Origin of the sequence: Aneurinibacillus uraniidurans (assembly GCF_028471905.1) — a bacterium.
In the GTDB taxonomy this organism is placed as follows: Bacteria; Bacillota; Bacilli; order Aneurinibacillales; family Aneurinibacillaceae; genus Aneurinibacillus; species Aneurinibacillus uraniidurans.
In genome coordinates this window covers 3,091,966-3,116,929 of sequence record NZ_CP116902.1, presented here as the reverse complement: position 1 = coordinate 3,116,929, position 24,964 = coordinate 3,091,966, and the positions used below count along the sequence as shown (strand labels likewise).

21 protein-coding genes are annotated in these 24,964 nt (G+C 46.8%); 17 read left to right on the top strand and 4 right to left on the bottom strand.

Going from position 1 to position 24,964, the window contains the following annotated elements; translation table 11 throughout:
- Positions 1–28 precede the first annotated feature (28 nt).
- From PO771_RS15580 to PO771_RS15570, 3 genes are all read right to left on the bottom strand, one after another.
- On the bottom strand, positions 29–232 hold the full coding sequence (locus PO771_RS15580) for a YtzJ family protein (RefSeq protein ID WP_272560592.1): 204 nt from the start codon (positions 230–232) through the stop codon (positions 29–31).
- 81 nt (positions 233–313) lie between these two features.
- On the bottom strand, positions 314–799 hold the full coding sequence (locus tag PO771_RS15575; RefSeq protein ID WP_272560591.1) for a sporulation membrane protein YtrI: 486 nt from the start codon (positions 797–799) through the stop codon (positions 314–316).
- The gene (locus PO771_RS15570; protein ID WP_272560590.1) at positions 796–1,140 is read right to left on the bottom strand and encodes a YtrH family sporulation protein; all 345 of its coding nucleotides are present in this window, start codon (positions 1,138–1,140) and stop codon (positions 796–798) included. Before PO771_RS15570 ends, PO771_RS15575 begins: the two co-directional genes overlap by 4 nt.
- A gap of 118 nt (positions 1,141–1,258) precedes the next feature.
- Here PO771_RS15570 and PO771_RS15565 point away from each other — a divergent pair, with 118 nt between their 5' ends.
- The 8 genes from PO771_RS15565 (at position 1,259) to PO771_RS15530 (ending at position 11,377) form a co-directional block, all read left to right on the top strand.
- Positions 1,259–4,684: a DNA polymerase III subunit alpha gene (locus PO771_RS15565; protein WP_272560589.1), complete on the top strand. Its 3,426-nt coding sequence runs from the start codon at positions 1,259–1,261 to the stop codon at positions 4,682–4,684.
- 145 nt (positions 4,685–4,829) lie between these two features.
- Positions 4,830–6,050, top strand: coding sequence for an NADP-dependent malic enzyme (ystJ, locus tag PO771_RS15560; RefSeq protein ID WP_422664958.1), 1,221 nt, complete (start codon positions 4,830–4,832; stop codon positions 6,048–6,050).
- 79 nt (positions 6,051–6,129) lie between these two features.
- Positions 6,130–6,801, top strand: a complete 672-nt coding sequence (locus PO771_RS15555; protein WP_272560587.1) for a FadR/GntR family transcriptional regulator — start codon at positions 6,130–6,132, stop codon at positions 6,799–6,801.
- An 86-nt stretch (positions 6,802–6,887) separates the two neighbouring features.
- A complete protein-coding gene (gene accD / locus PO771_RS15550; protein WP_272560586.1) occupies positions 6,888–7,769 on the top strand; it encodes an acetyl-CoA carboxylase, carboxyltransferase subunit beta in 882 nt (293 codons plus the stop codon).
- A complete protein-coding gene (gene accA, locus PO771_RS15545) occupies positions 7,769–8,734 on the top strand; it encodes an acetyl-CoA carboxylase carboxyl transferase subunit alpha (protein ID WP_272560585.1) in 966 nt (321 codons plus the stop codon). The genes accD and accA overlap by 1 nt, the downstream gene beginning before the upstream one ends.
- 18 nt (positions 8,735–8,752) lie before the next feature.
- Positions 8,753–10,504, top strand: a complete 1,752-nt coding sequence (pyk, locus tag PO771_RS15540; protein ID WP_272560584.1) for a pyruvate kinase — start codon at positions 8,753–8,755, stop codon at positions 10,502–10,504.
- An 18-nt stretch (positions 10,505–10,522) separates the two neighbouring features.
- On the top strand, positions 10,523–10,957 hold the full coding sequence (locus tag PO771_RS15535) for an acyl-CoA thioesterase (RefSeq protein WP_272560583.1): 435 nt from the start codon (positions 10,523–10,525) through the stop codon (positions 10,955–10,957).
- Positions 10,958–10,975: 18 nt separating this feature from the next.
- The gene (locus tag PO771_RS15530; protein WP_272560582.1) at positions 10,976–11,377 is read left to right on the top strand and encodes an FxsA family protein; all 402 of its coding nucleotides are present in this window, start codon (positions 10,976–10,978) and stop codon (positions 11,375–11,377) included.
- 73 nt (positions 11,378–11,450) lie between these two features.
- Here PO771_RS15530 and ytvI read toward each other — a convergent pair whose 3' ends face one another.
- The gene (gene ytvI / locus PO771_RS15525; protein ID WP_272560581.1) at positions 11,451–12,593 is read right to left on the bottom strand and encodes a sporulation integral membrane protein YtvI; all 1,143 of its coding nucleotides are present in this window, start codon (positions 12,591–12,593) and stop codon (positions 11,451–11,453) included.
- 275 nt (positions 12,594–12,868) lie between these two features.
- Here ytvI and citZ point away from each other — a divergent pair, with 275 nt between their 5' ends.
- The 9 genes from citZ (at position 12,869) to ytaF (ending at position 24,959) form a co-directional block, all read left to right on the top strand.
- Positions 12,869–13,981, top strand: a complete 1,113-nt coding sequence (gene citZ / locus PO771_RS15520) for a citrate synthase (RefSeq protein WP_272560580.1) — start codon at positions 12,869–12,871, stop codon at positions 13,979–13,981.
- Between the two features lie 142 nt (positions 13,982–14,123).
- Positions 14,124–15,398, top strand: a complete 1,275-nt coding sequence (gene icd / locus PO771_RS15515; protein ID WP_272563191.1) for an NADP-dependent isocitrate dehydrogenase — start codon at positions 14,124–14,126, stop codon at positions 15,396–15,398.
- A gap of 114 nt (positions 15,399–15,512) precedes the next feature.
- Positions 15,513–16,451: a malate dehydrogenase gene (mdh, locus tag PO771_RS15510; protein ID WP_272560579.1), complete on the top strand. Its 939-nt coding sequence runs from the start codon at positions 15,513–15,515 to the stop codon at positions 16,449–16,451.
- Positions 16,452–16,567: 116 nt separating this feature from the next.
- Positions 16,568–17,266: a response regulator transcription factor gene (locus PO771_RS15505; protein WP_272560578.1), complete on the top strand. Its 699-nt coding sequence runs from the start codon at positions 16,568–16,570 to the stop codon at positions 17,264–17,266.
- A gap of 1 nt (position 17,267) precedes the next feature.
- Entirely contained in the window at positions 17,268–19,046 is a 1,779-nt protein-coding gene (gene pnpS, locus PO771_RS15500; protein WP_272560577.1) for a two-component system histidine kinase PnpS, read from the top strand.
- A 59-nt stretch (positions 19,047–19,105) separates the two neighbouring features.
- Positions 19,106–19,933, top strand: coding sequence for a prohibitin family protein (locus PO771_RS15495; protein ID WP_422664957.1), 828 nt, complete (start codon positions 19,106–19,108; stop codon positions 19,931–19,933).
- Positions 19,934–20,709: 776 nt separating this feature from the next.
- Positions 20,710–23,358: a DNA polymerase I gene (polA, locus tag PO771_RS15490; protein ID WP_272560576.1), complete on the top strand. Its 2,649-nt coding sequence runs from the start codon at positions 20,710–20,712 to the stop codon at positions 23,356–23,358.
- Positions 23,359–23,376: 18 nt separating this feature from the next.
- The gene (gene mutM, locus PO771_RS15485) at positions 23,377–24,210 is read left to right on the top strand and encodes a DNA-formamidopyrimidine glycosylase (protein WP_272560575.1); all 834 of its coding nucleotides are present in this window, start codon (positions 23,377–23,379) and stop codon (positions 24,208–24,210) included.
- Positions 24,211–24,290: 80 nt separating this feature from the next.
- Positions 24,291–24,959 (top strand): sporulation membrane protein YtaF, encoded by a 669-nt coding sequence (ytaF, locus tag PO771_RS15480; protein ID WP_272560574.1) that lies wholly within the window; start codon positions 24,291–24,293, stop codon positions 24,957–24,959.
- The last annotated feature ends 5 nt before the right edge of the window (positions 24,960–24,964 follow it).

Sequence of the window (24,964 nt, the reverse complement as noted above, 5' to 3'; positions counted from 1 at the left end):
TTCGTTGAGAAAAGCATCGGCTTATCGTTTATTGTGAGGCCGGTTCATTTGCTTTTGTGGCTGGAATAAACCAGCAGCCAAGTGAGGTCCGATCGATGAGCACATTGAGTTGTTCCTCTTTGATGTACCGTTCGATCAGCTCCGTTACTTCCTGTGTTTCTGAGAAAGCAGAAAGACCATTTTTTAATTGCTCAACTTTAGTGCGAGCCATTTCCCTAGGACTAATAACCATATGAAACCCCTCCTGCACATGTTTGATAGCATAGAACACGATATTTATCATTTTACAAAAGATTTCATCCATTTGCGAGTGCTATCCTTTGACTTCACGAGCAGTTAAATAGAGGTGAGCAGTAGGGGTGATGACAAGTGTGGTGAGTTGAATTTTATACATTTTGGTTTCGATTGTATACGTTCGCTCGGCAATCATGCGAATAATGCCTTCATGAAACCCGGTAACATAGTCTAATGGTTTTCCTTTAAGAAAAAATAAATCAGTCATAAGCCGTTTTTCAAGATCTGCTTTGATGAATTCATTGGGTGCTGACAGGTGAATAATGATGTCTTTTACGACATTTTTTTGTTTTTGAATCATATTTCGCTCGGCTTCTTCTAGTTCGGTAATGCGTTCTGCATACAAGACATTTTGATTTTCTAACTTGCGTGTTTTAAGATGCAGGGCATCTAGTTCATTGCCAAGCAGCAGAAGAAATGTGCTCATCCCTATTAGAACGCCAAATAGAAATAGGATAATAAATTGAATATAGCGGCTAAACAAACGAGCTGATGGAACTCTCACAATACATCGCCGTGCACAAGCCACCGAACCATACGGGTGCATGTGTCCGCTCCCATAAATGCGCTCAGAATAAAAATAATTTGCCGAATAATGGGTGACATACTTCCGGCGGCAAATACTTTTTCAATTTGCAAGAACGAATCAAACGTGCCGTCAAGTGCTCCGACAAGCCCCCAGATTTTGAGTTTGAGGGCATAGTCGGCCATTTCCTGAAATGGAGGCTGTCTGGTGAGTACTGCTGCGATTCCTGCCATGATCGAGCCGCCAAGTACGATGCCATATGCCACAAAAAAATGCATAACCATACCAGAGATTAGCCGGGCAATTATTTCTTGATTCATCCGTTCCCCTCCTCTTCTTGCTATATGTATGGGAGAGGTAGGACAAATATGAATGCCTGTCTCTGTGCTTTGTGTAGCGTATAATAGAAAGCAGAATAATAGGCGGGGAGGAGATACGATGCAGACCGAAACATTTGTCCACTTGCATGTACATAGTGAGTACAGCTTGCTTGAAAGTACGGCCCGTGTAGAAAGTCTGGTGAGCAGGGCGCAGGAGCTAGGGATGTCGGCGCTTGCGATTACGGATACATCTGTCATGTACGGGGTCATTCCATTTTACAAAGCGTGCCGCAAAGCGGGTATTCAGCCGATTATTGGAGTACAGATTACGGTGCTGCCTGGTGAGGAGTGGAAGCCTATAGACGGACATGAACTAATTCTTTTGGCTGAAACACTGGAGGGCTACCGCTCCATTATGCGCCTGCTATCAATCGCCCATATAGCCGGCTATCGCAGTCCAGCGATTCCGGAGTCACGGCTTGTAGAATTTGCAGGTGGAATCATTGTGCTAAGTGGCGGCAGTAGGGGGCTGATTAGCAAATTGCTCGCAGCAGGTGACACAGCAGGAGCGACTGCGGTGGCACAGCGATACGAGGCGTGGTTTGGAGCAGGTAACTTCTATTTGGAGATTCAGGATCATCTTTTGGAAGAGCAAAAAATAGTGAACTATCGTCTAACCGAGTTAAGCCGTTTGACGAAAATCCCGCTTGTGGCAACGAATGACGTACGGTATGTGAATACGGAAGACGCAGCAGCATTTGATGTATTGCTGTGTATTGGACAAGGCAAGACGGTGACGGATGATAGTCGAGAACGTTATCTGACACGAGAGTATTATTTGAAAAGCCCAGCGGAGATGAGTGAGCTGTTTGTGTTTTTAACCGAGGCGCTTGAGAATACGGTACGCATTGCGAAGCGTTGTCAGGTTGAGATTCCGCTTGGTGAGACCATACTTCCGAAGTTTCAGACGCCAGCAGGGATGTCGGCAGTCGAGTACTTGCGCGAGCGGTGTGAAGAGGGAGTGCGGGAGCGATACGGCATGCAGCCAAGCGGACAGGTGCAGGAGCGGCTTACGTATGAGCTTGATGTCATCAATCGGATGGGCTTTGCAGACTATTTTCTCATTGTCTGGGATTTTATTCGCTTTGCTAGAGAGCAAGGGATTGCGGTTGGACCGGGGCGGGGATCAGCAGCAGGCAGTCTGGTTGCTTATGTCCTGCGGATTACCGATATTGACCCGGTACACTACCACCTGCTATTCGAGCGGTTTTTGAATCCAGAACGCATCAGCATGCCCGATATTGATGTTGATTTTAGTTATGATCGGCGTGATGAAGTTATCGCATATGTGGCGGAGAAATACGGGACGGATCGGGTTGCTCAAATTGTTACATTTGGTACACTGGCCGCACGGGCGGCGGTGCGGGACGTTGGACGAGCACTTGGGCTTCCGAATGCAATGGTAGACAAAGTAGCCAAGCTCATCCCAAATGAGCTTGGGATTACACTTCGTGGCGCTATCGAGAAAACAAACGCACTTCGCAATATGATGGATGAGCACCCGCAGGTAGCCAAGCTGCTTAGCTGGGCGCAAGCGCTTGAGGGGCTGCCGCGCCACGCTTCTACACATGCGGCCGGTGTTGTCATCTCACGTGAACCTCTGACGCAATATGTGCCGCTTCAAGAAGGGAATGGCGGGATCGCCCTAACGCAGTATGCGATGGAGTCGCTAGAAGCTGTTGGGCTGCTTAAAATGGACTTTCTCGGTCTGCGTAACTTAACGCTCCTCGAACAGGTGGCGCAGATGATTGAAGAGCAGGAAGGCGTAGCCCTTGATCTCACAGCGATTCCGCTTGATGATGCGCGTACATACGAGATGCTTGCGACGGCGGATACGGCTGGGGTCTTTCAGCTTGAATCATCCGGTATGCGCCATGCACTGCGTATTGTGAAGCCATCTGAATTTGAAGATATTGTCGCAGTACTGGCATTGTTCCGTCCGGGTCCGATGGAATTTATCCCGGATTTTGCAGCAGCGAAGCACGGGGAGCGGGCAGTCGTTTATTTGCACCCAGTGCTTAAACCGATTTTACAGCATACGTATGGGTATATTTTGTATCAGGAACAAATCATGCAAATCGCATCGGCGGTCGCGGGCTTTACGCTCGGAGAAGCGGACCTTTTACGGCGGGCCGTGAGTAAAAAGAAGCGGGAGCTGCTGGCGGAACAGCGTACCGCATTCGTAGTAGGTGCAGTTAGGAATGGCTATGAGGAAAAGTTGGCGAACGAACTGTACGATTTGATTGTCCGCTTTGCGGATTATGGTTTTAACCGGAGTCATAGCGCAGCGTATGCGCTGATTTCTTATCGGATGGCGTATGTGAAGGCGAATTACCCGGTTGTATTTCTCGCAGCCTTGCTCACCATCGCGCAGGGGAATATGGACAAAGTGGCTGAATATATTGAGGAGTGCAGACGTCATTCAATTTCTGTACTACCTCCGGATGTGAATCGGAGCGGAAGCGGCTTTCGGGTAGAAAATGGGGGAATTCGTTTCGGACTTACGGCAATTAAAAATGTCGGTGTACAGGCGATTCGGCATATTCTAGCGGAGCGCGAGAATGGAGAATTTATTAGTCTGGTAGATGTATGTTCCCGGCTGGATGTTCGGGTGTGCAATCGCCGTGTGCTGGAAGCACTCATTCGTTCGGGAGCATTCGATTGTTTGCCGGGTCATCGTGCTTCTTTAGCAGCGGGATTGGAGACGGCACTCGAATGGAGTGGACGCAGGCGGAGACTGGTAGAGACGGGCGAGCAGATGAACTTGCTTGGCACCGACGACGAACAGGATGCTGATCTGCCACCTGATCTACCAGATGTGCTGCCATGGACACGTCAGGAGCTGCTTGAGCAGGAGAAAGAATTGCTTGGCTTACACTTATCCGGTCATCCGCTTGATGAGTACAGGGAGTTGTGTTTGCATCCGAGCATTACACCGTTGCATCAGTTGATGGACATCCCGAATAAAAAGTCCATTCGGCTTGCCGGTATCGTAGCATCGGTTCGGCGCATTACAACCAAAAAAGGGCGGCCAATGGCGTTTGTCCAGTTAGAAGATTGGCGTTCTCGGACAGAAATTGTGGTATTCCCAGGTGTGTATGATCAGGCGATATCGGTCTTAGAACGAGGAGAAGTTTTACTTGTTGAAGGGAAAATCGAGCATCAAGGCAATGAAACAAAATGTATTGCCGATCATATCGCAAAACTGTCGGATGTGGCGGCACAAATGCCTGCGAATAGCCCCGAGCAACAAACAATCTTTATCAAGATTACTCCTGAAATGGAAGCTGAACCAGCTCGTATGCTTGAGCTTCGTGATCAACTCCGCGAGCATCCAGGCGATTCCTGTGTATTGTTGTATTATGCCGCTTCCAAACGTACGGTGCGCCTTGCTGATGCGTATAAAATATCCGTAACGAGTGAAATTATTAGGAATATTGAGAAAATTGTAGGAAAAGGCTTGGTGGTTGTAAAAACTAGGTAAATTTGCCCCGAGAAGCTTGCGGGGCTTCTTTTCCTCCTGTTTACACACGGCAACCTTCTGGTATAATGAAAACATATCCAAACAAGTGGTCAGACCACTGATAACCAGGATTGTGTGATGAAGGAGTGTTCAGAAGGTGCCAAACATGAGAGAAAAAGCATTACAGTTGCATACAGAAAATCGCGGGAAAATCCGTGTCGAATCCAAAGTGCCACTTGAGAGCGCATATGATCTGAGCCTTGCATACTCACCGGGCGTTGCAGAGCCTTGTAAAGATATTTTTGATAATACGAAAAAAGTATATGATTATACGTCTAAAGGTAACATGGTAGCAGTCGTGTCAGACGGATCAGCGGTGCTCGGTCTTGGCAATATTGGACCGGAAGGCGCGTTGCCAGTAATGGAGGGCAAGGCGGTACTGTTTAAATCATTCGCAGGCGTGGACGCGTTCCCGATCTGCTTAAATACGCAGGACCCGGAAGAAATCATTCGGACTGTGAAATATCTTGAACCGACATTTGGCGGCATTAATCTCGAAGATATTGCAGCTCCGAACTGCTTCGAGATTGAAGAACGCCTGAAAGAAGAGCTAAATATTCCAGTATTCCATGATGATCAGCATGGAACAGCGATTGTAACGGCAGCCGGTCTACTTAATGCACTCAAGCTTACTGGCAAGAAAATGGAGGACATCCTGGTAGTAGCAAACGGCGCAGGTGCGGCGGGAATTGCTATTATTAAGCTTCTGCTGTCGATGGGTGTAAAAGACGTGATCATGTGTGACTCTAAGGGTGCGATTTATGAAGGGCGTCCGTTCGGTATGAACCCGGTTAAAGATAGCATCGCTCGCATTACAAATCATAAGCGAGCAGAGGGCACGCTAGAAGACGTGATGAAAGGTGCGGACGTATTCATTGGCGTATCAGTAGCGGGCTCAGTTACACCGGAAATGGTGAAGAGTATGAATGAGAACCCAATCATTTTTGCAATGGCAAATCCGGTACCAGAAATTATGCCTGAGTTAGCACGAGAAATGGGTGCAGCCGTTGTGGGAACCGGACGTTCTGATTTCCCAAATCAGGTGAACAACGTACTCGCATTTCCAGGTATCTTCCGTGGTGCACTTGAAGTGATGGCAACAGACATTAACGAAGCGATGAAGCTTGCTGCAGTCCGTGCGATTGCTGAGCTCATCAGCGAAGAGGAACTGTCAGCGGACTATATCATTCCATCGCCATTTGATACACGGGTCGCTCCTCATGTAGCGGCGGCCGTCGCTCAGGCAGCGATTGAAACGGAGGTAGCACGACAGGAGATTGATCCGAAGCAGCTACAACAAAAAATGCAGGCTGAAAGCACGCGATAAGCAAGCGAGCAGAAGGGGGATTCATCCTCCTTTTTGCCGTTTCTGAAATAGGGTGATACGGAAGAGGAGGGGGAGACGGATGCCGCTGCTTCCGGAAAAACGAAAAGTCTATCAGGAGATTTTGCTTGAGATTAACCGTATTATTAAAGAGGACGGCCTTAAGCCGGGGGATAAGCTTCCATCAGAGCGAGAATTGTCTGATCGACTTGCTGTTGGTCGCTCTTCTGTGCGCGAAGCACTTCGGGCACTTGAACTGCTCGGATTGATTACAACGCGCAGAGGCGAAGGTACATTTCTGCAGCATTATCGTCATAATAAACTGATTGATCTAATTGGTGTGTATGTATTAAAGGACTTTAAGACAAGAAATGATGTAGTAGAGATGCGTACAATTCTGGAGCTTGATGCGGTGCGGTTGGCTTGCAGGCGGGGAAGTGAGCGTCACTTCCGAGAGATGGATCGAATCATCCAGTCTGCTGAGCAGGCGATTGAGGCTGGGCGGATTCCGACAGAGGAAGATTATTTATTCCACCGTACGATCTGCCGCTCCAGTCGCAACTCCGTTTTGCATCGAATCTGGGTGCCGCTTATCGAATACAGTAAGACTGTGCGGGAAACCTCGCTTGCGCGTGAAGGTCGTGCCGAGGAAGCGCTTGAGGAACATCGAGCAATTCTTGAGGCGATTCGAGCAGGGGATGAGAATCTAGCGGTTATGCGGATGGCGCTTCATCTGGAAAACAGTATTTTATAGACGAGGCGATACATATTTGGGTAAGAAGAATGACGGGCTCGATCGGTCTTTATTCTTCAGGAATGCCACAAGAGAGGTGTTAAGTAATGTTGAAAGATATTTTTTATAAAAAAAGACGCTATGCCACGGTGCAGAGTGGGCAAGTAACGGGTGAGACGGATAAAGTCGAGCCGAAAGAAGTGCCGGAAGGGCTGATGGTAAAATGTCCAAAATGCGGCGCGATTACGTATACACGCGAACTCGAAAAAAATCTGAAAGTATGCCAGGCTTGTGCCCATCACTTTCCAATGAATGCATTTGAAAGAATTGCGACCACGCTGGATGAGGGTCATTTCTTTGAGTATGATGCCGATCTTCTGTCAGCGGACCCACTTGGATTCCCAGGTTATGTGGATAAACTAAATCAGGACCGAGAGAAGTCCGGCTTATCTGAAGCCATTCTGACGGGGGAAGGGACAATTAAGGGATATCCGGTTGTCATTGCTGTGATGGATTCTCGTTTTCGAATGGGAAGCATGGGTTCTGTCGTGGGAGAGAAAATAGCCCGTGCCATCGAGCAGGCGATTGAGAAAAAATATCCGTTCCTTCTGTTCTCCGCATCAGGCGGCGCTCGTATGCAGGAAGGTGTTTTAAGCTTGATGCAGATGGCAAAAACGAGTGCAGCACTTGCTAAGTTGAGTGCGGCAGGTGGACTGTACATTTCGATTATGACTAATCCAACAACCGGTGGTGTATCAGCAAGTTTTGCATCGCTTGGCGACTACAACTTCGCAGAGCCAGGGGCATTGATCGGATTTGCAGGACGTCGCATTATTGAGCAGACGATTCGACAGGAGCTGCCACCAGATTTTCAGACTGCAGAGTTCCTATTGAAGAAGGGGCAGCTTGATCGGATTCTTCCGCGTAAAGAGATGCGCGATACACTTGGTAAAATTCTCGATATGCATACGGTAAGGGGGACAAACTAATGGCTGGAGAACTTCCTTTTGAAAAACCGCTCCTCGAGCTGAATGCCAAAATTGAAGAGCTGCGCCGCTTTACCAGTGAGAAAGACATTGATTTAAGCGACGAGATTACGAAACTTGAAGCGCGGGCAAAGACATTGGCGCAGGATATATACGAAGGACTTACACCGTGGCAGCGGGTACAGGTGGCACGCCACCCGGAACGTCCAACCACGTTGGATTTTATTAACGCATTATGTACGGACTTTATCGAGCTGCATGGAGACCGACTGTATGGGGATGATGCGGCCATTGTTGCAGGCATTGCCAAGTTTAACGGTCGTCCGGTTACCGTGATGGGGCATCAGAAAGGGAAAGATACGAAGGATAATATCGCGCGTAACTTCGGAATGCCGCATCCTGAAGGGTATCGCAAGGCGCTTCGCCTTATGCAGCAGGCGGATAAATTCGACCGCCCGATCATCTGTTTTATTAACACAACAGGTGCATATCCGGGGATGGCAGCAGAAGAGCGCGGACAGAGTGAAGCAATCGCGCGTAACTTGCGTGAGATGGCGTCGTTCGGTGTTCCAATCATCTGCATCGTAACCGGGGAGGGAGGAAGCGGTGGCGCATTGGCGCTTGGCGTTGGCAATCGTTTGTTAATGCTAGAGAACTCCTTTTACTCCGTAATCTCCCCAGAAGGTGCGGCAGCCCTGCTCTGGAAGGATGCATCCCAGGCACAGCGTGCAGCGGAGACGATGAAAATTACGGCCCGTGATTTGCGTGAACTAGGAGTTGTAGATGAGATTGTACCAGAACCGCTCGGTGGAGCACACCGTAATTTGGAACAGACTGCATCAGCTTTACGTGAAGTGATCACCCGTCATCTCGCAGAACTTGATATAATGAATCGTGAGGAACGAGTAGCGGACCGCTACAACAAATATAAAGCGATAGGACAATATGCTGTAACACAATCTATCTAGGGAGGTCCGAAACAAACAATGCGAAAAACGAAGATCGTCTGCACCATTGGTCCAGCAAGTGAATCGATTGACACCCTGAAAGAATTGATGAAGGCCGGAATGAACGTTGCCCGTCTGAATTTCTCCCATGGCACACATGAAGAACATGCGGCGCGTATTACAGCGATTCGTCAGGCAGCATCCGAACTCGGCAAAAACATTGCCATTCTACTTGATACAAAAGGTCCGGAAATTCGTACTGGCCTTCTGGATCAGCCATCGGTGGAACTGAAAGAAGGGGAAATGATCGTCCTTACAGCTGAAGAGATTCGCGGCAATGAGAAGCGTGTTTCCATTACGTATGAAGGACTGCCAAATGATGTGCATCCAGGGTCTACGATTCTTATTGATGACGGTCTTATCGGACTAACAGTTGAAAAAGTAGAAGGACCGGACATTCACTGTCGCATTCTTAATGGCGGTACGCTGAAAGATCGCAAAGGTGTCAACGTGCCAGGCGTTCAGATTGGTCTGCCAGGTATTACGGAAAAAGATGCACAAGATATCGAGTTCGGGATTAAACAAAACATCGATATCATTGCAGCATCATTCGTGCGCAAGCCGGAAGATGTGCTGGAAATCCGTAAAATTTTAGAACGTCACGGCGCTTCGATTCAAATTATCTCCAAAATCGAAAACCATGAAGGGGTTAAAAATGCGGCAGACATTCTTGCTGTATCGAACGGTCTCATGGTAGCGCGTGGCGATCTTGGCGTTGAGATTCCGGCAGAAGAAGTGCCGCTTGTGCAGAAAGAGCTAATCTATACATGCAATCAGGTCGGCAAGCCGGTGATTACAGCGACACAAATGCTTGATTCGATGCAGCGCAATCCACGTCCGACACGGGCGGAAGCAAGCGATGTAGCGAATGCCATTTTTGATGGAACGGACGCGATTATGTTGTCAGGTGAGACAGCGGCTGGTAAATATCCAGTAGAAGCCGTTCAGACGATGAACCGGATTGCCGAACGGACCGAAGCGGCGCTTGCGTATCATGAAATTCTTCATACACAGTCAAGCCGCAAGCAGATGCTCATCCCAGATGCGCTTAGTCAGGCCGTTGCGAATGTCGCATTTGACCTGGATGCACAGGCGATTATTACGGCAACAGAGAGTGGACATACCGCACGTATGGTATCCAAGTTCCGTCCGAAAGCTCCGATCGTTGCTGTTACACCACATGCTCATATATGCCGTAAGCTAGCGCTTGTCTGGGGCGTCATTCCGGTACAGTCACAAGCATCTGGCACAACAGATGAAATGCTGGATACATCGGTGAAAACGGCGATGCAAGCTGGTCTCGTAAAGAGCGGCGACCTTGTTATTATTACAGCCGGTGTTCCGGTACGGGAGCCAGGTACGACGAACTTGCTTAAAGTTCACGTTGTTGGTGATGTAACCGCACGCGGACAGGGCATTGGCCGGAAAGCGGCAACGGGACATGTATTGAATGTGAAAGCAAATGCTGAACTTCCACTACTTCCAGAAGGACCATTCGTACTTGTTGCCACTAGCACAGACCGTGAGATGATGCCATTGATTGAAAAAGCAAGTGCGCTGATTGTAGAAGAAGGCGGGTTAACGTCACATGCGGCAGTTGTTGGTCTGAGTGTTGGCATTCCGGTCGTTGTTGGTGTACATAATGCGGCCGAATTGTTTGCAGACGGGGATGAAGTAACGGTGGATGCGATGACGGGCCATATTTATTCCGGCTTCGCCCGTATTTTATAAAAAGGACGTGGAGGAAGCATGACAGAAGAGAATGGAAAATGGTTTGAAACAACGGTCCGTGTGCGATATGCGGACACAGACCAGATGCAGGTCGTGTATCATTCCAATTATTTGATCTGGTTCGAAGTTGGACGTACCGAGCTGATTCGAGATATCGGATACGCGTATCGCCGCTTCGAAGATCTTGGCTTCATGCTTCCGCTGTCTGAGACGAACTTGAAATACAAAAAAGCAGCTCGCTATGATGAAGAGCTGCTAATACGGACACAGGTTGTCAAATGTGAAAGGGTACGGCTTGTTTTTGGTTATGAGATTCGCCGCTTGTCTGATCACGAACTGCTCGTAACAGGTGAAACGCACCATATTTGGACGACGACTGAACTTAAGCCGGTTCGAATTGAAAAGAAAATGCCTGAGCTATATGAGATCATGAAACGGTATGAACGGGTATAAAAATGAGGAGGAAAACGTATGCTGCGTATTTTGCTTGTACTGCTGCTCGTTATTCCGACGCTTGAGATCTGGCTGTTTATTAAAGTCGGACAAGGAATTGGCTGGATTCCGACGATTCTTTTCTGTATTTTAACTGGAGTTGGCGGGGCATGGCTTGCGCGTCAGCAGGGATTGCGAGTATTTCGGATGGCGCAAATGCAGATGAGTCAGGGACAACTTCCGGGGGATGCGATTCTTGATGGAATCTGTATTTTTGCCGGAGGGCTTTTACTGCTAACCCCTGGATTTTTTACGGATATTTTGGGATTCTTTCTGCTCTTTCCTGGCACGCGTATCATCGCGCGACAGCTCCTTAAAATTTGGTTATTTAGAAAAATACAGACAGGGCAGTTTAAGATTTTTAATTTCAATCGTTTTTGATAAATATAAAGAAAAAAGCAGAAAGCTGTCGCTTATCTGCTTTTTTTCTTTTTTACCGTATTAATGTAGATATTTATGATGGAGTAGACGGTGGTTGTCCCTTAATAAACTCCCACGTATCGCGGAACACCCCTGCGTTTTGCAGTGCATTGATGACAACAAGCAAAACAGGACCCGCAATCAAGCCAATAAATCCGAACAACTTAAGACCAACAAACAGGGCAATTAGTGTAAGAAGCGGGTCGAGTCCAACATTAGTGGCGACAATTTTCGGCTCCATAATCTGGCGTTGAATAATGACGATGGCGTATAAAACAGAAAGCCCAATCACTAATTTATAATCGTGATCAAATACGGAATATACAATCCATGGCACAAATACAGTACCCGTTCCAAGATACGGCATTAAATCGACTAATCCAGCCAGCAGACCAATGGATACGGCGTAGCGAACCTGCAGGACGAGCAGTCCAATAATGACGATTACAGCCGTAATCGAGATCAATGTAAACTGTGCTTTGACAAAACCGAACAGAGCTTTACGTAGGTCATCAGCGATACGGCGTCCTTTAAGCGAATATTCATCAGGAAGAAGAGAGCGGAATTTACCGGTGATTTTGTCATAATCTTTGCTGATGAAAAACGATGACATAATCGAGATTACCATAACCGTAGCGGCGTTTGGCAGAGAAGAAAGAATTCCCTGAATACCGGCCAATATGATTTTGGTCAAGTTCGTTCCGGCTGCTGCAAGTCCTGACATGGTACGTCCAATTGTTTCATGAATTTTTTGCTGATAGCTTGCATCGAGACTGCTGTATAGACTAACAAACCGCTCATACAAGCTGGATTGAATACTTTGGGTGAAGAAGTTTTTTGCATAGTTGGAAAGCTGGTCAATATAGATGGGCAGCATTTCCGTTAGTTTGCCAATCTCGATTACTACTTGTGTAACCAGTAGGGTAGCAATACCGAGAATAATGATTATGACCACAACAAGCAGGGCGGAAATTGCCAGCCAGCGCGGCCAATGGAACCGTTCTTCCAGTGCGTTTACCGGGCGATTAATCATATAGGCGATAATAAACCCGATTAAAAAGGGGTACAGTAAGGGTGTAGTAAGTACAAGGGCTTTGTAAATCACATACAGACCGACAAGTACAAGAATGAATCGGAGCACCTGGAATATTCTGTGGTATAAAATTGTGGTGTTCATGCATCCTCCTCCATTATTTGGATTGATTTATACTTTCTTAATTTTCTTTTTTAGGTTATGATAACTATGGAGAAAAAAGCAAGCTTTCACCATTGTTACGTAATCTTTCACAGTTTGTTAATAAAACATTCACAAATACAGCGAAGTATTCTATAATTATTCTGACTTAAGAAGTATCCTCTTTCTTTATACCCAATCGGGAGCTCTGAAAAAAGACGGAGGATATCTTCAGAAGCGTCCAACAGACATATTTTGGGATAAAGGAGAGATATACTATGTCAGCAACTAAAGGTTTAGAAGGCATTGTAGCAGCACAATCTTCCATCAGCTCCATTATTGACGGCGTGTTGACGTATGCAGGCATCAACATTGATGAACTTGCAGAGAATGCTTCGTTTGAGGAAGTTGTTTATTTGCTCTGGCACACACGTCTGCCAAAAGCAGATGAATTGGACAAACTAAAGAGAGAATTTGCAGAAAACGCGGAAATCCCGCAAAATGTTATCGACATTCTAAAAGCTGCTCCAGCGGGTAACCACCCGATGGCAGTATTGCGCACAGCAATCTCTGCGCTTGCTCTGCACGACACAGAAGCACAAGATATGTCCCGCGAAGCAAACCTTCGCAAGGCAATCCGTCTTCAGGCGAAAGTCGGCACAGTAATCGCTGCATTCAGCCGCATCCGTCAGGGTAAGGAGCCAGTAGCTCCGCGCAAAGATTTCGGCCTGGCGCAAAATTTCTTATATATGCTTAACGGCGAAGAACCGGATCAAATTGCAATTGAAGCACTTGATACAGCGCTTGTTCTGCATGCTGACCACGAGTTGAACGCTTCTACATTCGCGGCACGTGTTACAGTAGCAACGCTGTCTGATATTTATTCTGGTATCACATCTGCAATCGGCGCACTCAAAGGACCACTCCACGGTGGTGCGAACGAAGCGGTTATGGCGATGCTTGAAGAAATCAAGGACCCAGCAAACGTGGAAAGCTATATCCGCGAAAAGCTGGATCAAAAAGTAAAAATTATGGGCTTTGGTCACCGTGTATACAAGGATGGCGACCCGCGTGCGAAACACCTGTGCAAAATGTCCGAGAAGCTTACTAAGCTTACAGGACAGCCGCAATGGTATGAAATGTCTGTAAAAATCGATGAGATGGTATCAGGTGAAAAAGGTCTGAAACCGAACGTAGACTTCTATTCTGCGTCCGTATATCACAGCCTTAACATCCCACGTGACCTGTTCACACCGATTTTTGCGATCAGCCGCATGTCTGGCTGGACTGCACACATCCTTGAACAGTACGAAAACAACCGTCTAATCCGTCCGCGTGCGGAATACGTAGGTCCGGTTAATGCGAAATATGTACCGGTGAGCGAGCGCTAGTTTGATCGTTTGTAAACAGGTGGGGGTATTTTTCCTCCCCCTGTTTCATTTCATATTCATCGAGTGGAAAAAAGAATTTTCCATTTGGTGATAAGTACATACTTTGGGAGGGGTAAAGGTGTCCATTTTTGAAAAGTACGAAATGCCGACGCATGGTGAGAAAATCGCAGTTGACAGCACAGGTAAGCTGAACGTTCCAAACAATCCAATCGTTCCATTCATTGAAGGTGACGGTACAGGCCCAGATATCTGGAATGCATCTGTTCGCGTTCTTGATGCTGCTGTAGAGAAAGCGTATAATGGCGAGAAAAAAATCGCTTGGTACGAAGTATTTGCAGGGGAAAAAGCGTTCAATACGTATGGTGAATGGCTGCCGAAAGATACACTGACTGCAATCAATGAATACCTGGTAGCGATCAAAGGACCGTTAACAACTCCGGTTGGCGGCGGTATTCGCTCTATTAACGTAGCGCTTCGTCAAGAGCTTGACCTGTATGCATGTGTACGTCCGGTTCAATATTTCGATGGCGTGCCTTCTCCTGTAAAACACCCAGAGCAAACTGACATGGTTATTTTCCGTGAAAATACAGAAGATATTTATGCAGGTATTGAATGGAATGAAGGCAGTGAAGAAGTGAAAAAAGTGATCAACTTCCTGCAAAACGAAATGGGCGTTAAGAAAATCCGCTTCCCAGAAACATCTGGTATCGGTATCAAGCCTGTTTCTAAAGAAGGAACAAGCCGTCTTGTTCGTGCAGCCATCGAGTATGCAATTGCGAACAAACGTAAGAGTGTAACACTTGTTCATAAAGGAAATATCATGAAGTTCACAGAAGGTGCTTTCAAAACATGGGGCTACGAGTTGGCAGAAAAAGAATTTGCTGACAAAGTATTTACATGGGCACAATATGATCGTATTGCTGACGAGCAAGGTAAAGATGCTGCGAACAAAGCGCAGGCAGAAGCAGAAGAAGCTGGCAAAATCATCGTAAAAGATGTGATTGCAGATGCATTCCTGCAACAAATTCTAACTCGTCCAGCTGAGTATGATGTAGTAGCTACACTGAACCTGAACGGCGACTATGTATCTGATGCACTCGCTGCACAGGTTGGTGGTATCGGTATCGCACCAGGCGCTAACATTAACTATGTAACAGGCCGTGCAATCTTCGAAGCAACACATGGTACAGCTCCGAAGTATGCAGGTTTGGATAAAGTAAATCCATCTTCCGTTATTCTTTCCGGTGAAATGATGCTTCGTCACATGGGCTGGACAGAAGCGGCTGATTTGATCATTAATTCCATCGAGAAAACTATTTCTTCGAAAGAAGTTACATATGACTTCGCTCGTCTGATGGATGGTGCTACTGAACTGAAATGCTCTGAGTTCGGCGATGCATTGATCAAAAACATGTAATATATCTTTACTTTCTAAATGGGGCAACGCATGCCACTCAGGCATACGTTTCCCCTTCCTTGTATGTGTTTTACTTTTTTCCATATATACCATTTAACCAGGAGGCGAAAAAATATGTCTTTCACACGTAAAAAAATCGCTGTTATTGGTTCAGGTTTCACAGGTGCTACTACTGCATTCCTTCTTGCACAAAAAGAACTGGGTGATGTTATTCTTGTTGACATCCCACAAATGGAAAACCCAACAAAAGGTAAAGCACTTGATATGGCAGAAGCAGGTCCTGTTCAAGGATTTGATTCTCATGTAATTGGTACATCAAGCTATGAAGACATCAAAGATGCTGATATGGTAATCGTAACAGCAGGTATTGCTCGTAAACCAGGCATGAGCCGTGATGACCTTGTGAACACAAATGCTGGCATCATGAAAGCTGTTGGTGAGCAAATCAAAAAATACGCTCCGAATTCGACTATCCTCGTACTCTCCAACCCGGTAGATGCGATGACATACACACTGTTCAAAACAACAGGCTTCCCGAAAAACCGCGTAATCGGTCAATCCGGTGTGCTTGACACAGGACGTTTCCGCACATTCGTTGCGATGGAATTGAACATTTCTGTGAAAGACGTAACAGCTTTCGTACTTGGTGGTCACGGCGACACAATGGTTCCGCTTGTACGTTACTCTTATGCTGGCGGTATCCCGCTCGAAACACTGATTCCGAAAGATCGTCTTGATGAGATCGTTGATCGTGCACGTACTGGTGGTGCTGAGATCGTTAACCTGCTTGGTAACGGTTCTGCATACTATGCTCCAGCTGCTTCCCTTGTGGAAATGGCTGAAGCAATCATTAAAGACCAAAAACGTATCCTGCCAACAATTGCATACCTTGAAGGCGAATATGGTTACAAAGATCTGTACCTCGGTGTACCGACACTGCTTGGTAAAGATGGTATTGAAAAAGTATATGAACTTGACCTTACTGCTGACGAAAAAGCAGCACTCGATAAATCTGCTGATGCAGTTCGCAATGTAATGGCGGTACTCGCGTAAGTTTTATTAGGTAAAGAGTCCAGGTATTGAACCCGGACTCTTTTTTCTTGTCCAAAATATTGGTATGATGAGCATAAAGAAGAGCTTGAGAAATTTGAAAACTAAGGGTGTCGAGTGTGAGAAAATTATTAATTGTAGACGATGAGCAGTCGATTTTGACACTGCTGGAATTTAACTTGCAAAAAGCCGGATTCGAGGTCAGTAAGGCAATGGATGGCTTGACGGCGATTAAAATGGCGAAAGTAGAAAGCTTTGATCTTATTGTATTGGATGTTATGCTGCCAGGAATGGATGGCATGGAAGTATGCAAAACGTTACGCATGGAAAAAATCAACACACCGGTCTTAATGCTGACTGCTAAAGATGAAGAATTTGATAAAATTCTTGGGCTTGAGCTTGGTGCAGACGATTATATGACGAAGCCATTTAGCCCGCGTGAAGTTGTTGCGCGCATTAAGGCTATTTTGCGTCGCAGCCAGCCGCAAGAAAAAGATGTGCAGGAAGCAGAGACCGAAGACGGAATTGTACTCGGCCAGCTTCGAATTTATCCAGAGAAATACGAAGTGTTTTTTGGGGACCGGCGTCTTGAATTGACACCGAAAGAATTTGAGCTTTTGCAATATATGGCGGCTCACCCAGGGCGAGTCATGACGCGCGATCAGCTGTTGAATGCTGTCTGGAATTATGATTTTGTCGGAGACTCTCGCATTGTAGATGTGCATATTAGCCATCTTCGGGAAAAAATTGAGGAAGATACCAAGCAGCCTAAATATATAAAAACCGTGCGCGGATTGGGCTATAAGTTAGAGGGCTAACATGCAAAGCTTCCGCATTCGTTTGAACATTGTTTTTTTATTAATTATTGTATCGCTTTTATTAACGCTGGGCATTTATACAGCGAAGTTGGTGCAGTCTATTTATATTGATGTATTGGAGAAGCACCTCACAACAGAAGTTCACTTAATTGCAGACGATATTGTATATGGTCAACTGTACAAGAAACCAGATGTGCTGGGCATCAGAATGAAGCAGTTTGCGGATCAGCTCGGAGCGCGTATTACGGTGCTAGCACAGAACGGAAAAGTACTTTCTGATTCCGATCATTCGCCTGCTACGCTGCCGAATCACCTGAACCGACCAGAGATTCGGGAAGCGCTTCGAACGGGAACCGGACATGCGATCCGTTATAGTGCAACGATGAATTACGACATGATGTACGTAGCAGTTCCGTTAAAGCAGGATGGGAAGCTTGAAGGGCTTGTTCGCATTGCCATTAAAATTACGAAAGTGCAGGGAACGGTACGCAATCTGTGGTTAAGTCTTACAGGGGTGCTCGTACTTGTACTTCTGCTGTACAGTTTTATAAGTACGCGTATTACGAAAAGTATTACACAGCCAATCGAAGAGATTACCCGTGTAGCCCGTGATATTACGCGCAAGCAATTCCGAAGCCGAATTGCAACCCGTGCGAAGGGAGAGATCGGGCAGCTTGCGCAGGCAATCAATTCGATGGCGCTCAGTCTCGAACAGCAGATGTCAGCGATTCAGGAAAATGAGAAGCGGCTGGAAGGCATTTTGAACAACATGGTCAGTGGTGTGATGCTCATTAGTGAAACGCGCCGGATTGTGATGATGAATGTCGCAGTCGAGGAAATTCTGGGCCACGATGTTCGAAAGTATATTGGACATCTGCATCAAGAGGTAGGTAAAAATTCCGGACTTAGTATGTTTATTGACCGCTGCTTTGAAACCGGGGGGAAAATGCGAGAAGAAGTTCATTTGTATTATCCGGAAGAACGTATTTTGGATGTTCACCTCGGGGCATATGCCAGTGAAGACGGACATGTGAAAGGCGTCATTGTACTTCTTCATGATATTACATCCATTCGCCGTCTGGAAAAAATGCGCAGCGAGTTTGTCGCGAATGTATCACATGAACTGCGTACGCCGATTACGTCCATTAAAGGGTTTTCGGAGACGCTTCTTGATGGAGCGTTAGAGGACCCAGAGATTAGTCGGACGTTCTTGACCATTATTAATGAGGAAAGCGATCGCTTGAACCGTCTTGTTACGGACATTCTTGACCTATCCAAAATCGAGCAGAAAAAAATGCCGCTCAAATTTGAAAAGGTTGACCTTGTGCAGCTAGCGCATGAGACAGTGCGCCTTGTACGGGAAGAGGCGCGTTCTCGCGATATTACGATTTATCTCCCACCTTCCACTACATGTGTACTTGATGGAGATCGAGATCGTCTACAGCAGGTCGTACTGAATCTCGTCAGCAATGCTATTCTGTATACGCCAGAAGGTGGAGAGGTAACGATTACAGTAGAAGATGACGGAGTGAACCAGGTCGAACTCAAAGTGAGTGATACAGGAATTGGGATTCCCGCTGAGCATTTGGCGCGCATTTTTGAGCGGTTCTATCGTGTTGATAAGGCGCGTTCCCGGGAGTCTGGTGGAACGGGGCTCGGTCTTGCCATTGTTAAGCATCTCGTTGAGTCTCATCATGGTACGATTACGGTAGAAAGTCGTGAAGAGGAAGGCTCGGTATTCACGGTGCGGCTTCCTAAGCATCAGACTGAACATTCTTGAAACCTTTGTGTGATCCCTGCGTATGTAACGGTAAAATATAACATAGAGGGGGAGACAGAATGAGCAGTAATGTTGTGAATATGGAGGAGAGACCACCTGGTGTCAACAAGGCAATAAAGTGGGGAATTCCTACCGTTCTTATACTTGGATTGCTTTCGCAGGCGTTTACAGTCGTGCAGCCGGGCACAAGAGGAATCATCGTTCAGCTTGGAGCGGTACAGGATCGACTGTTTGAAGAAGGATTGCATTTTAAGATTCCGTTTATCCAGACGGTTGTTCCGATGGAGGTACGGGTGCAGAAAGCCGAGAGCCAGGCATCTGCTGCTTCGAAAGACTTGCAGATTGTGACAACAACTATGGCTGTTAACTTCCATATTGACCCGAGTCATGCCAACAAGCTATATCAAAATGTAGGGCTTGATTTCAAAAGTCGGATCGTTGACCCGGCCATTGGAGAAGCATTAAAGGCAGTTACCGCTCGTTACACGGCTGAACAGCTCATTTCCAAGCGTTCCGAGGTAAGCCAGCAGGTAAAAGAACTTCTCGCCAAGAAATTGGCTACGTATCATATGGTACTCGATGAAATTAATATTACTGAATTTAAGTTCAGTGATGAATTCAATAAAGCGATCGAACAGAAGCAAATTGCGGAACAACAGGCACTGAAATCAAATCTTGATCTTAACCGCATTAAGATTGAGAAAGAGCAGACGATTACACAGGCCGAAGCAGCGGCTGCTGCTCTGCGTTTGCAGAAGCAGGAAGTGACGCCAGAGCTTGTAAAGCTGCGTGAGATCGAAGCACAATTAAAAGCTATTGAGAAATGGGACGGCAAGCTGCCAAGCACAACAGGTGGTGCGGTACCGTTTGTGAATGTAACGAAATAGGAAAACACGAGAAAGAGCGATTTCGAAGAGGCTATCTCAAACGCTGTAACATGGCGAATGAGATAGCCTCTTTCTTTTCTTGAGATTGGTTTTCTCCAAAGTGTGGTGGAGGAGCGGAATCGGACGGGACCTCGTCATTTAGGTACGCTTACAAAGAAGTTAAGACTGACCGCTCCAGGGGCCAGCCGAACTCGCCCATAAAAGATGCCCGCGATGTATTCGCATCGAAGTATTATGGGCAAAGGCCCGTTCGCCTAGCCCCTTCTGCTGAGAGATCGCGCACAGGCATTCCGCTGCCCCGCCCGATCCCGCTCCTTGCACACTCTGGTTAAATACCATCAAGTATATCAAGAGGCTAAGCTTTGCTATGTAGGTAAAAAATAGAGAAAGCAGGCTTTCAAGAAGTCAGTTGCGGCTCGAGAGAATTAGTTCTGGCATCACGTTTTTTTGTAAATCGAGACGTTGTGCGGGGAGTGGGAGAAGGGAGGAGGGAGGAGCAAGAGAGTGCCTGTACGCGCCTACTCAGCGGAGGGAGAACGGCGAACGAGCCTTTGCCCGCAACCCTTCAATGAATTAACATCATAGGCTTTTCTTTGTGGGCCAGTTCGCCGGGCTCCTGGAGCGGACAGTCCCCACTCCTCTGAAAGCGTACCGAAACGAACGGCTCCTCCCTTCTCCCACTCCCTCACCACCACACGTTGTCGATTCAACAAAAAGTGTATGGTATGATAACACCATACATACTTTCGAATGGGAAAGAGATGGGACGTGGTTGAATGGAAAAAAAATTAATCATTATTGACGGGAACAGCATTGCCAATCGTGCGTTTTATGCCCTTCCATTGCTAACGAACAGCGAAGGACTATATACGAATGCAGTATATGGATTTACGATGATGCTCATGCGTGTACTAGAAGAAGAAAAGCCTACCCATGTACTGGTCGCTTTTGATGCCGGCAAAGTCACATTTCGTACAGAAGAGTATAAAGAGTATAAAGGAACACGTCAGAAAACACCGGGTGAGCTATCTGGACAGTTTCCGCTTATGAAAGAACTGCTCGATGCGTTCGGCATTGCCCATTATGAGCTGTCCGGCTACGAGGCAGATGATATTATCGGCACCCTGTCTGCACAGGCAGAAGCAAACGGATATGGTACGCTCATTGTATCAGGTGACAAAGACATGTTACAGCTTGTATCTGATCGGACCAAAGTCGCCTTGACACGCAAAGGGATTAGTGAAACTGAGCTGTATTCACCACAGGAAATTATGGACAAGTACCAGCTTACGCCAGTGCAGATTATTGATTTGAAAGGATTAATGGGGGATACATCTGACAATATCCCGGGTATTCCAGGGGTAGGAGAGAAGACAGCTCTCAAGCTGTTGCATGAATTCGGCACAGTGGAAGAGGTGCTTGCTCATGCATCGGAAGTGAAAGGAAAGAAACTACAGGAAAAAATCGCAGCACATGCAGAGGATGCACGTATGAGCAAACAGCTAGCCACGATTCTTCGTGAGGCACCGCTTGCGATTACGCTAGAAAATACAGCATATGCAGCGTATGAAGCGGAGCGGGTTGCGCCTATATTCGAGCGCTTTGCTTTTAAATCCTTGCTTGAGCGGCTGGGCATGAATGAAATGGAAGCGAATGAGAGCGGGACAGCAGACGGTGAGGAAATCACATATGTAACGATTACGGAAGCGAATCGGGATGAGTGGGGAGCAAAGCTTAGTTCTCCGATGGTGGTAAGTGTCGAAGTGGATGGAGACAATTATCATGGTGCCCCTGTGCTCGGTCTCGGAATTGCTGGAGAAGATGTTCGTCTGTATGTACCGTTTGCAGAGATGAACTGGTCCGCGCTTATGGACTGGTTAGCAGATCCTACTCAGAAGAAGTGGGTGTATGACGCCAAGCGTAGTCAGGTAGCATTAGCATGGCAAAACATCAAGCTGGAAGGAATTTGTTTTGATGCGATGCTTGCTTCATATGTGAGCAATCCGTCTGAAACGAACCATCAACTAAGCGATATCGCAGCTCGCTATCAGATGGGGCTTCCGTCTGATGAGGCAGTATACGGCAAGGGAGCAAAACGCCGGATTCCGGAAGAAGATACACTTGGTTTGCATATCGTGCGCAAAGCGGATGCGATCTACCGTTTGCATGATCGGATGGAGCAGGAGATGAAAGAAGAGAATGTGTGTGAGCTGTTCTATGATCTCGAACTGCCGCTTGCGACCGTGCTGGGTGATATGGAGCGGCGCGGTGTACGGGTAGATCGCGCACGTTTGGATGAGATGGGAGAGGCACTTCTTGAGAAGCTGTCTTCACTAACAGCCCGCATTTATGAGCTAGCAGGCGTGGAGTTTAATATTAATTCTCCAAAACAGCTGGGCGAAATTTTATTTGATAAATTACAACTTCCCGTCTATAAAAAAACAAAGACTGGTTACTCGACAAGTGCGGACGTACTGGAAAAGCTGGAGCATACACATGAAATTATTCCGCTCATTCTTGAATTCCGTCAGCTGGGTAAATTGCAGTCTACGTATATTGAAGGGTTGAAAAAAGAAATCCGCGAAGATACAGGCAAAATCCATACGTCATTTAACCAAGCTGTAACGGCAACGGGGCGTCTGAGTAGTACTGAGCCAAACCTACAAAACATCCCAATTCGACTCGAAGAAGGTCGCCGTATTCGGCAGGCATTCGTGCCGTCAGAGCCAGGTTGGTATATTCTTTCTGCCGATTATTCGCAGATTGAACTGCGTATTCTCGCCCACATTGCCAAGGATGAGAATTTGATTGAGGCGTTCCGGGAAGGAGCCGACATTCATACCCGAACAGCGGCTGATGTATTCGGTGTATCACAAGAAGATGTGACATCGTTGATGCGGCGTCAGGCAAAGGCTGTGAATTTCGGAATTGTCTACGGCATTAGTGACTATGGATTGTCACAGAATTTAAATATTACCCGTAAGCAGGCCGCTGAGTTCATTGAACGCTATTTTGCGGTATTCCAGGGTGTAAAACGATATATGGAAACAAGTGTGCAGGATGCGAAAAAAGCGGGCTATGTGACGACACTACTTTCACGTCGTCGTTATTTACCTGATATTAACAGTCGTAACTTCAATTTGCGCAGCTTTGCTGAACGAACAGCAATGAATACACCGATTCAAGGAACCGCGGCTGATATTATTAAATTAGCGATGGTGAATATGGCGAAGCGAATGGACGAAGCGAAGCTTGCAAGCCGGATGCTTCTTCAGGTACACGATGAGCTCATTTTTGAAGTGCCGGAACACGAACTTGACGTGATGCGCCGCCTTGTTCCTGAAGTGATGGAGAGTGCGCTTGAACTTGACGTTCCACTTAAAGTCGATGTAAACGATGGACCAAGCTGGTATGAAGCGAAATAACAGGAAAGAAGGATACACATGCCGGAATTACCAGAAGTAGAAACGGTTCGGCGTACGCTTGCCCGCCTTGTGGTGGGTAAGCAGATTGCAGATGTGACAGTCGGACTTCCACGTATGATTAAAGCACCGGATGATGTGAGACAGTTTGTAGAGGAACTTAGAGGACAGAGGATCCATCGTATGGGCCGCCGTGGAAAGTTTCTGTTGTTTTATATGGATAATGTCGTGCTCGTATCTCATTTGCGTATGGAAGGTCGCTATGGACTGTATCGGGCAGACGAAGAAGTAGAGAAACATACACATGTTATTTTTCACTTTACAGATGGGACGGAATTGCGTTATCGGGATGTGCGCACGTTTGGTACGATGCATTTGTTCCCACTTGGCTTAGAGGAAGCGGGACCGCCGCTTCATAAGCTTGGGCTTGAGCCGTTTGATCCGGCTTTTACACCGGATGAACTAAAGCAGCGCATGGCCCACCGCCGGACAAAAATTAAGCCCCTTCTGCTAAATCAGGAAATTGTAGTCGGGCTTGGGAATATATATGTTGATGAGGTGTTATTCGCAGCAGGCGTACATCCAGAAAAACTTCCAGCTGAGTTGACCGATGAGCAGTGGAAGCTTCTGCACCAGCACATTATTATCATTCTTGAGCAGTCGATTGAATTAGGTGGTTCTTCCATTAAGTCCTATGTGAACGGACAGGGGGAATCGGGGAATTTTCAGCATATACTTAAAGCATATGGCCGTACCGGTGAGCCGTGCATCATTTGTGGTGCGCCGATTGAAAAATCAGTAGTCGGCGGACGCGGGACGCACACTTGTCCGAATTGCCAGTCACGAAACTCATAAGCACCTCTGCATACCCCTTTCATATAGTGTAGGAAGCGCCTATATATGACCAGGCTGATTTGGGGAAGGGGGAACAACGGGTGCTTCACATTTTTTCGCTACTGATGCTTGCGATCGCCGTCAGCATTGACGGATTCGGTGTTGGTATCACATATGGAATGCGGCGGATTAAAATTCCGGTGCATTCCGTTGTGATTATTACGGCATGCTCAGCTTTTGTTATTTTAGTTGCGATGTATATTGGGGGCTGGTTGGCGTATTTTTTGGCACCGTCAGTTACGCATTACATCGGAGGGACGATTCTAATTGGAATTGGGCTGTGGGCGATGTATAACATCCGCAGGCAGCAAAATAGCAGTGCAGAAGCGGAGGAAGAGCCGACCCCTGTTGCAGATGGAGCGAATCCGCAGTCTGTACTGGCGATCGAGATTAAATCCCTCGGGCTTGTGATTCAAATTTTGAAACGGCCTACAAAAGCTGACCTTGATCACTCCGGGACGATTTCTGGGGTAGAAGCAATGTTTCTTGGATTAGCGTTGTCACTCGATGCATTTGGGGCCGGAATTGGAGCTGCACTGATGGGGTATACACCATGGCTGACAGCGTTACTGATCGGTGTGGCGAGCTGTGTGTTTATTTTATCGGGTCTTAAACTCGGATTTGTTTATGCGAATGCCAGGTGGATGAAGCGAATGACGTATATGCCTGGCATTCTGCTTATTCTGTGCGGACTTTTTAAATTGTTGTAAGAGAG

Coding starts and splice junctions, on each gene's coding strand:
- PO771_RS15580 (WP_272560592.1), bottom strand. CDS start 232: ATGGTTATTAGTCCTAGGGAAATGGCTCGCACTAAAGTTGAGCAATTA.
- PO771_RS15570 (WP_272560590.1), bottom strand. CDS start 1,140: ATGAATCAAGAAATAATTGCCCGGCTAATCTCTGGTATGGTTATGCAT.
- PO771_RS15565 (WP_272560589.1), top strand. CDS start 1,259: ATGCAGACCGAAACATTTGTCCACTTGCATGTACATAGTGAGTACAGC.
- ystJ (WP_422664958.1), top strand. CDS start 4,830: ATGAGAGAAAAAGCATTACAGTTGCATACAGAAAATCGCGGGAAAATC.
- PO771_RS15555 (WP_272560587.1), top strand. CDS start 6,130: ATGCCGCTGCTTCCGGAAAAACGAAAAGTCTATCAGGAGATTTTGCTT.
- accD (WP_272560586.1), top strand. CDS start 6,888: ATGTTGAAAGATATTTTTTATAAAAAAAGACGCTATGCCACGGTGCAG.
- accA (WP_272560585.1), top strand. CDS start 7,769: ATGGCTGGAGAACTTCCTTTTGAAAAACCGCTCCTCGAGCTGAATGCC.
- pyk (WP_272560584.1), top strand. CDS start 8,753: ATGCGAAAAACGAAGATCGTCTGCACCATTGGTCCAGCAAGTGAATCG.
- PO771_RS15535 (WP_272560583.1), top strand. CDS start 10,523: ATGACAGAAGAGAATGGAAAATGGTTTGAAACAACGGTCCGTGTGCGA.
- PO771_RS15530 (WP_272560582.1), top strand. CDS start 10,976: ATGCTGCGTATTTTGCTTGTACTGCTGCTCGTTATTCCGACGCTTGAG.
- ytvI (WP_272560581.1), bottom strand. CDS start 12,593: ATGAACACCACAATTTTATACCACAGAATATTCCAGGTGCTCCGATTC.
- citZ (WP_272560580.1), top strand. CDS start 12,869: ATGTCAGCAACTAAAGGTTTAGAAGGCATTGTAGCAGCACAATCTTCC.
- icd (WP_272563191.1), top strand. CDS start 14,124: ATGCCGACGCATGGTGAGAAAATCGCAGTTGACAGCACAGGTAAGCTG.
- mdh (WP_272560579.1), top strand. CDS start 15,513: ATGTCTTTCACACGTAAAAAAATCGCTGTTATTGGTTCAGGTTTCACA.
- pnpS (WP_272560577.1), top strand. CDS start 17,268: ATGCAAAGCTTCCGCATTCGTTTGAACATTGTTTTTTTATTAATTATT.
- PO771_RS15495 (WP_422664957.1), top strand. CDS start 19,106: ATGAGCAGTAATGTTGTGAATATGGAGGAGAGACCACCTGGTGTCAAC.
- polA (WP_272560576.1), top strand. CDS start 20,710: ATGGAAAAAAAATTAATCATTATTGACGGGAACAGCATTGCCAATCGT.
- mutM (WP_272560575.1), top strand. CDS start 23,377: ATGCCGGAATTACCAGAAGTAGAAACGGTTCGGCGTACGCTTGCCCGC.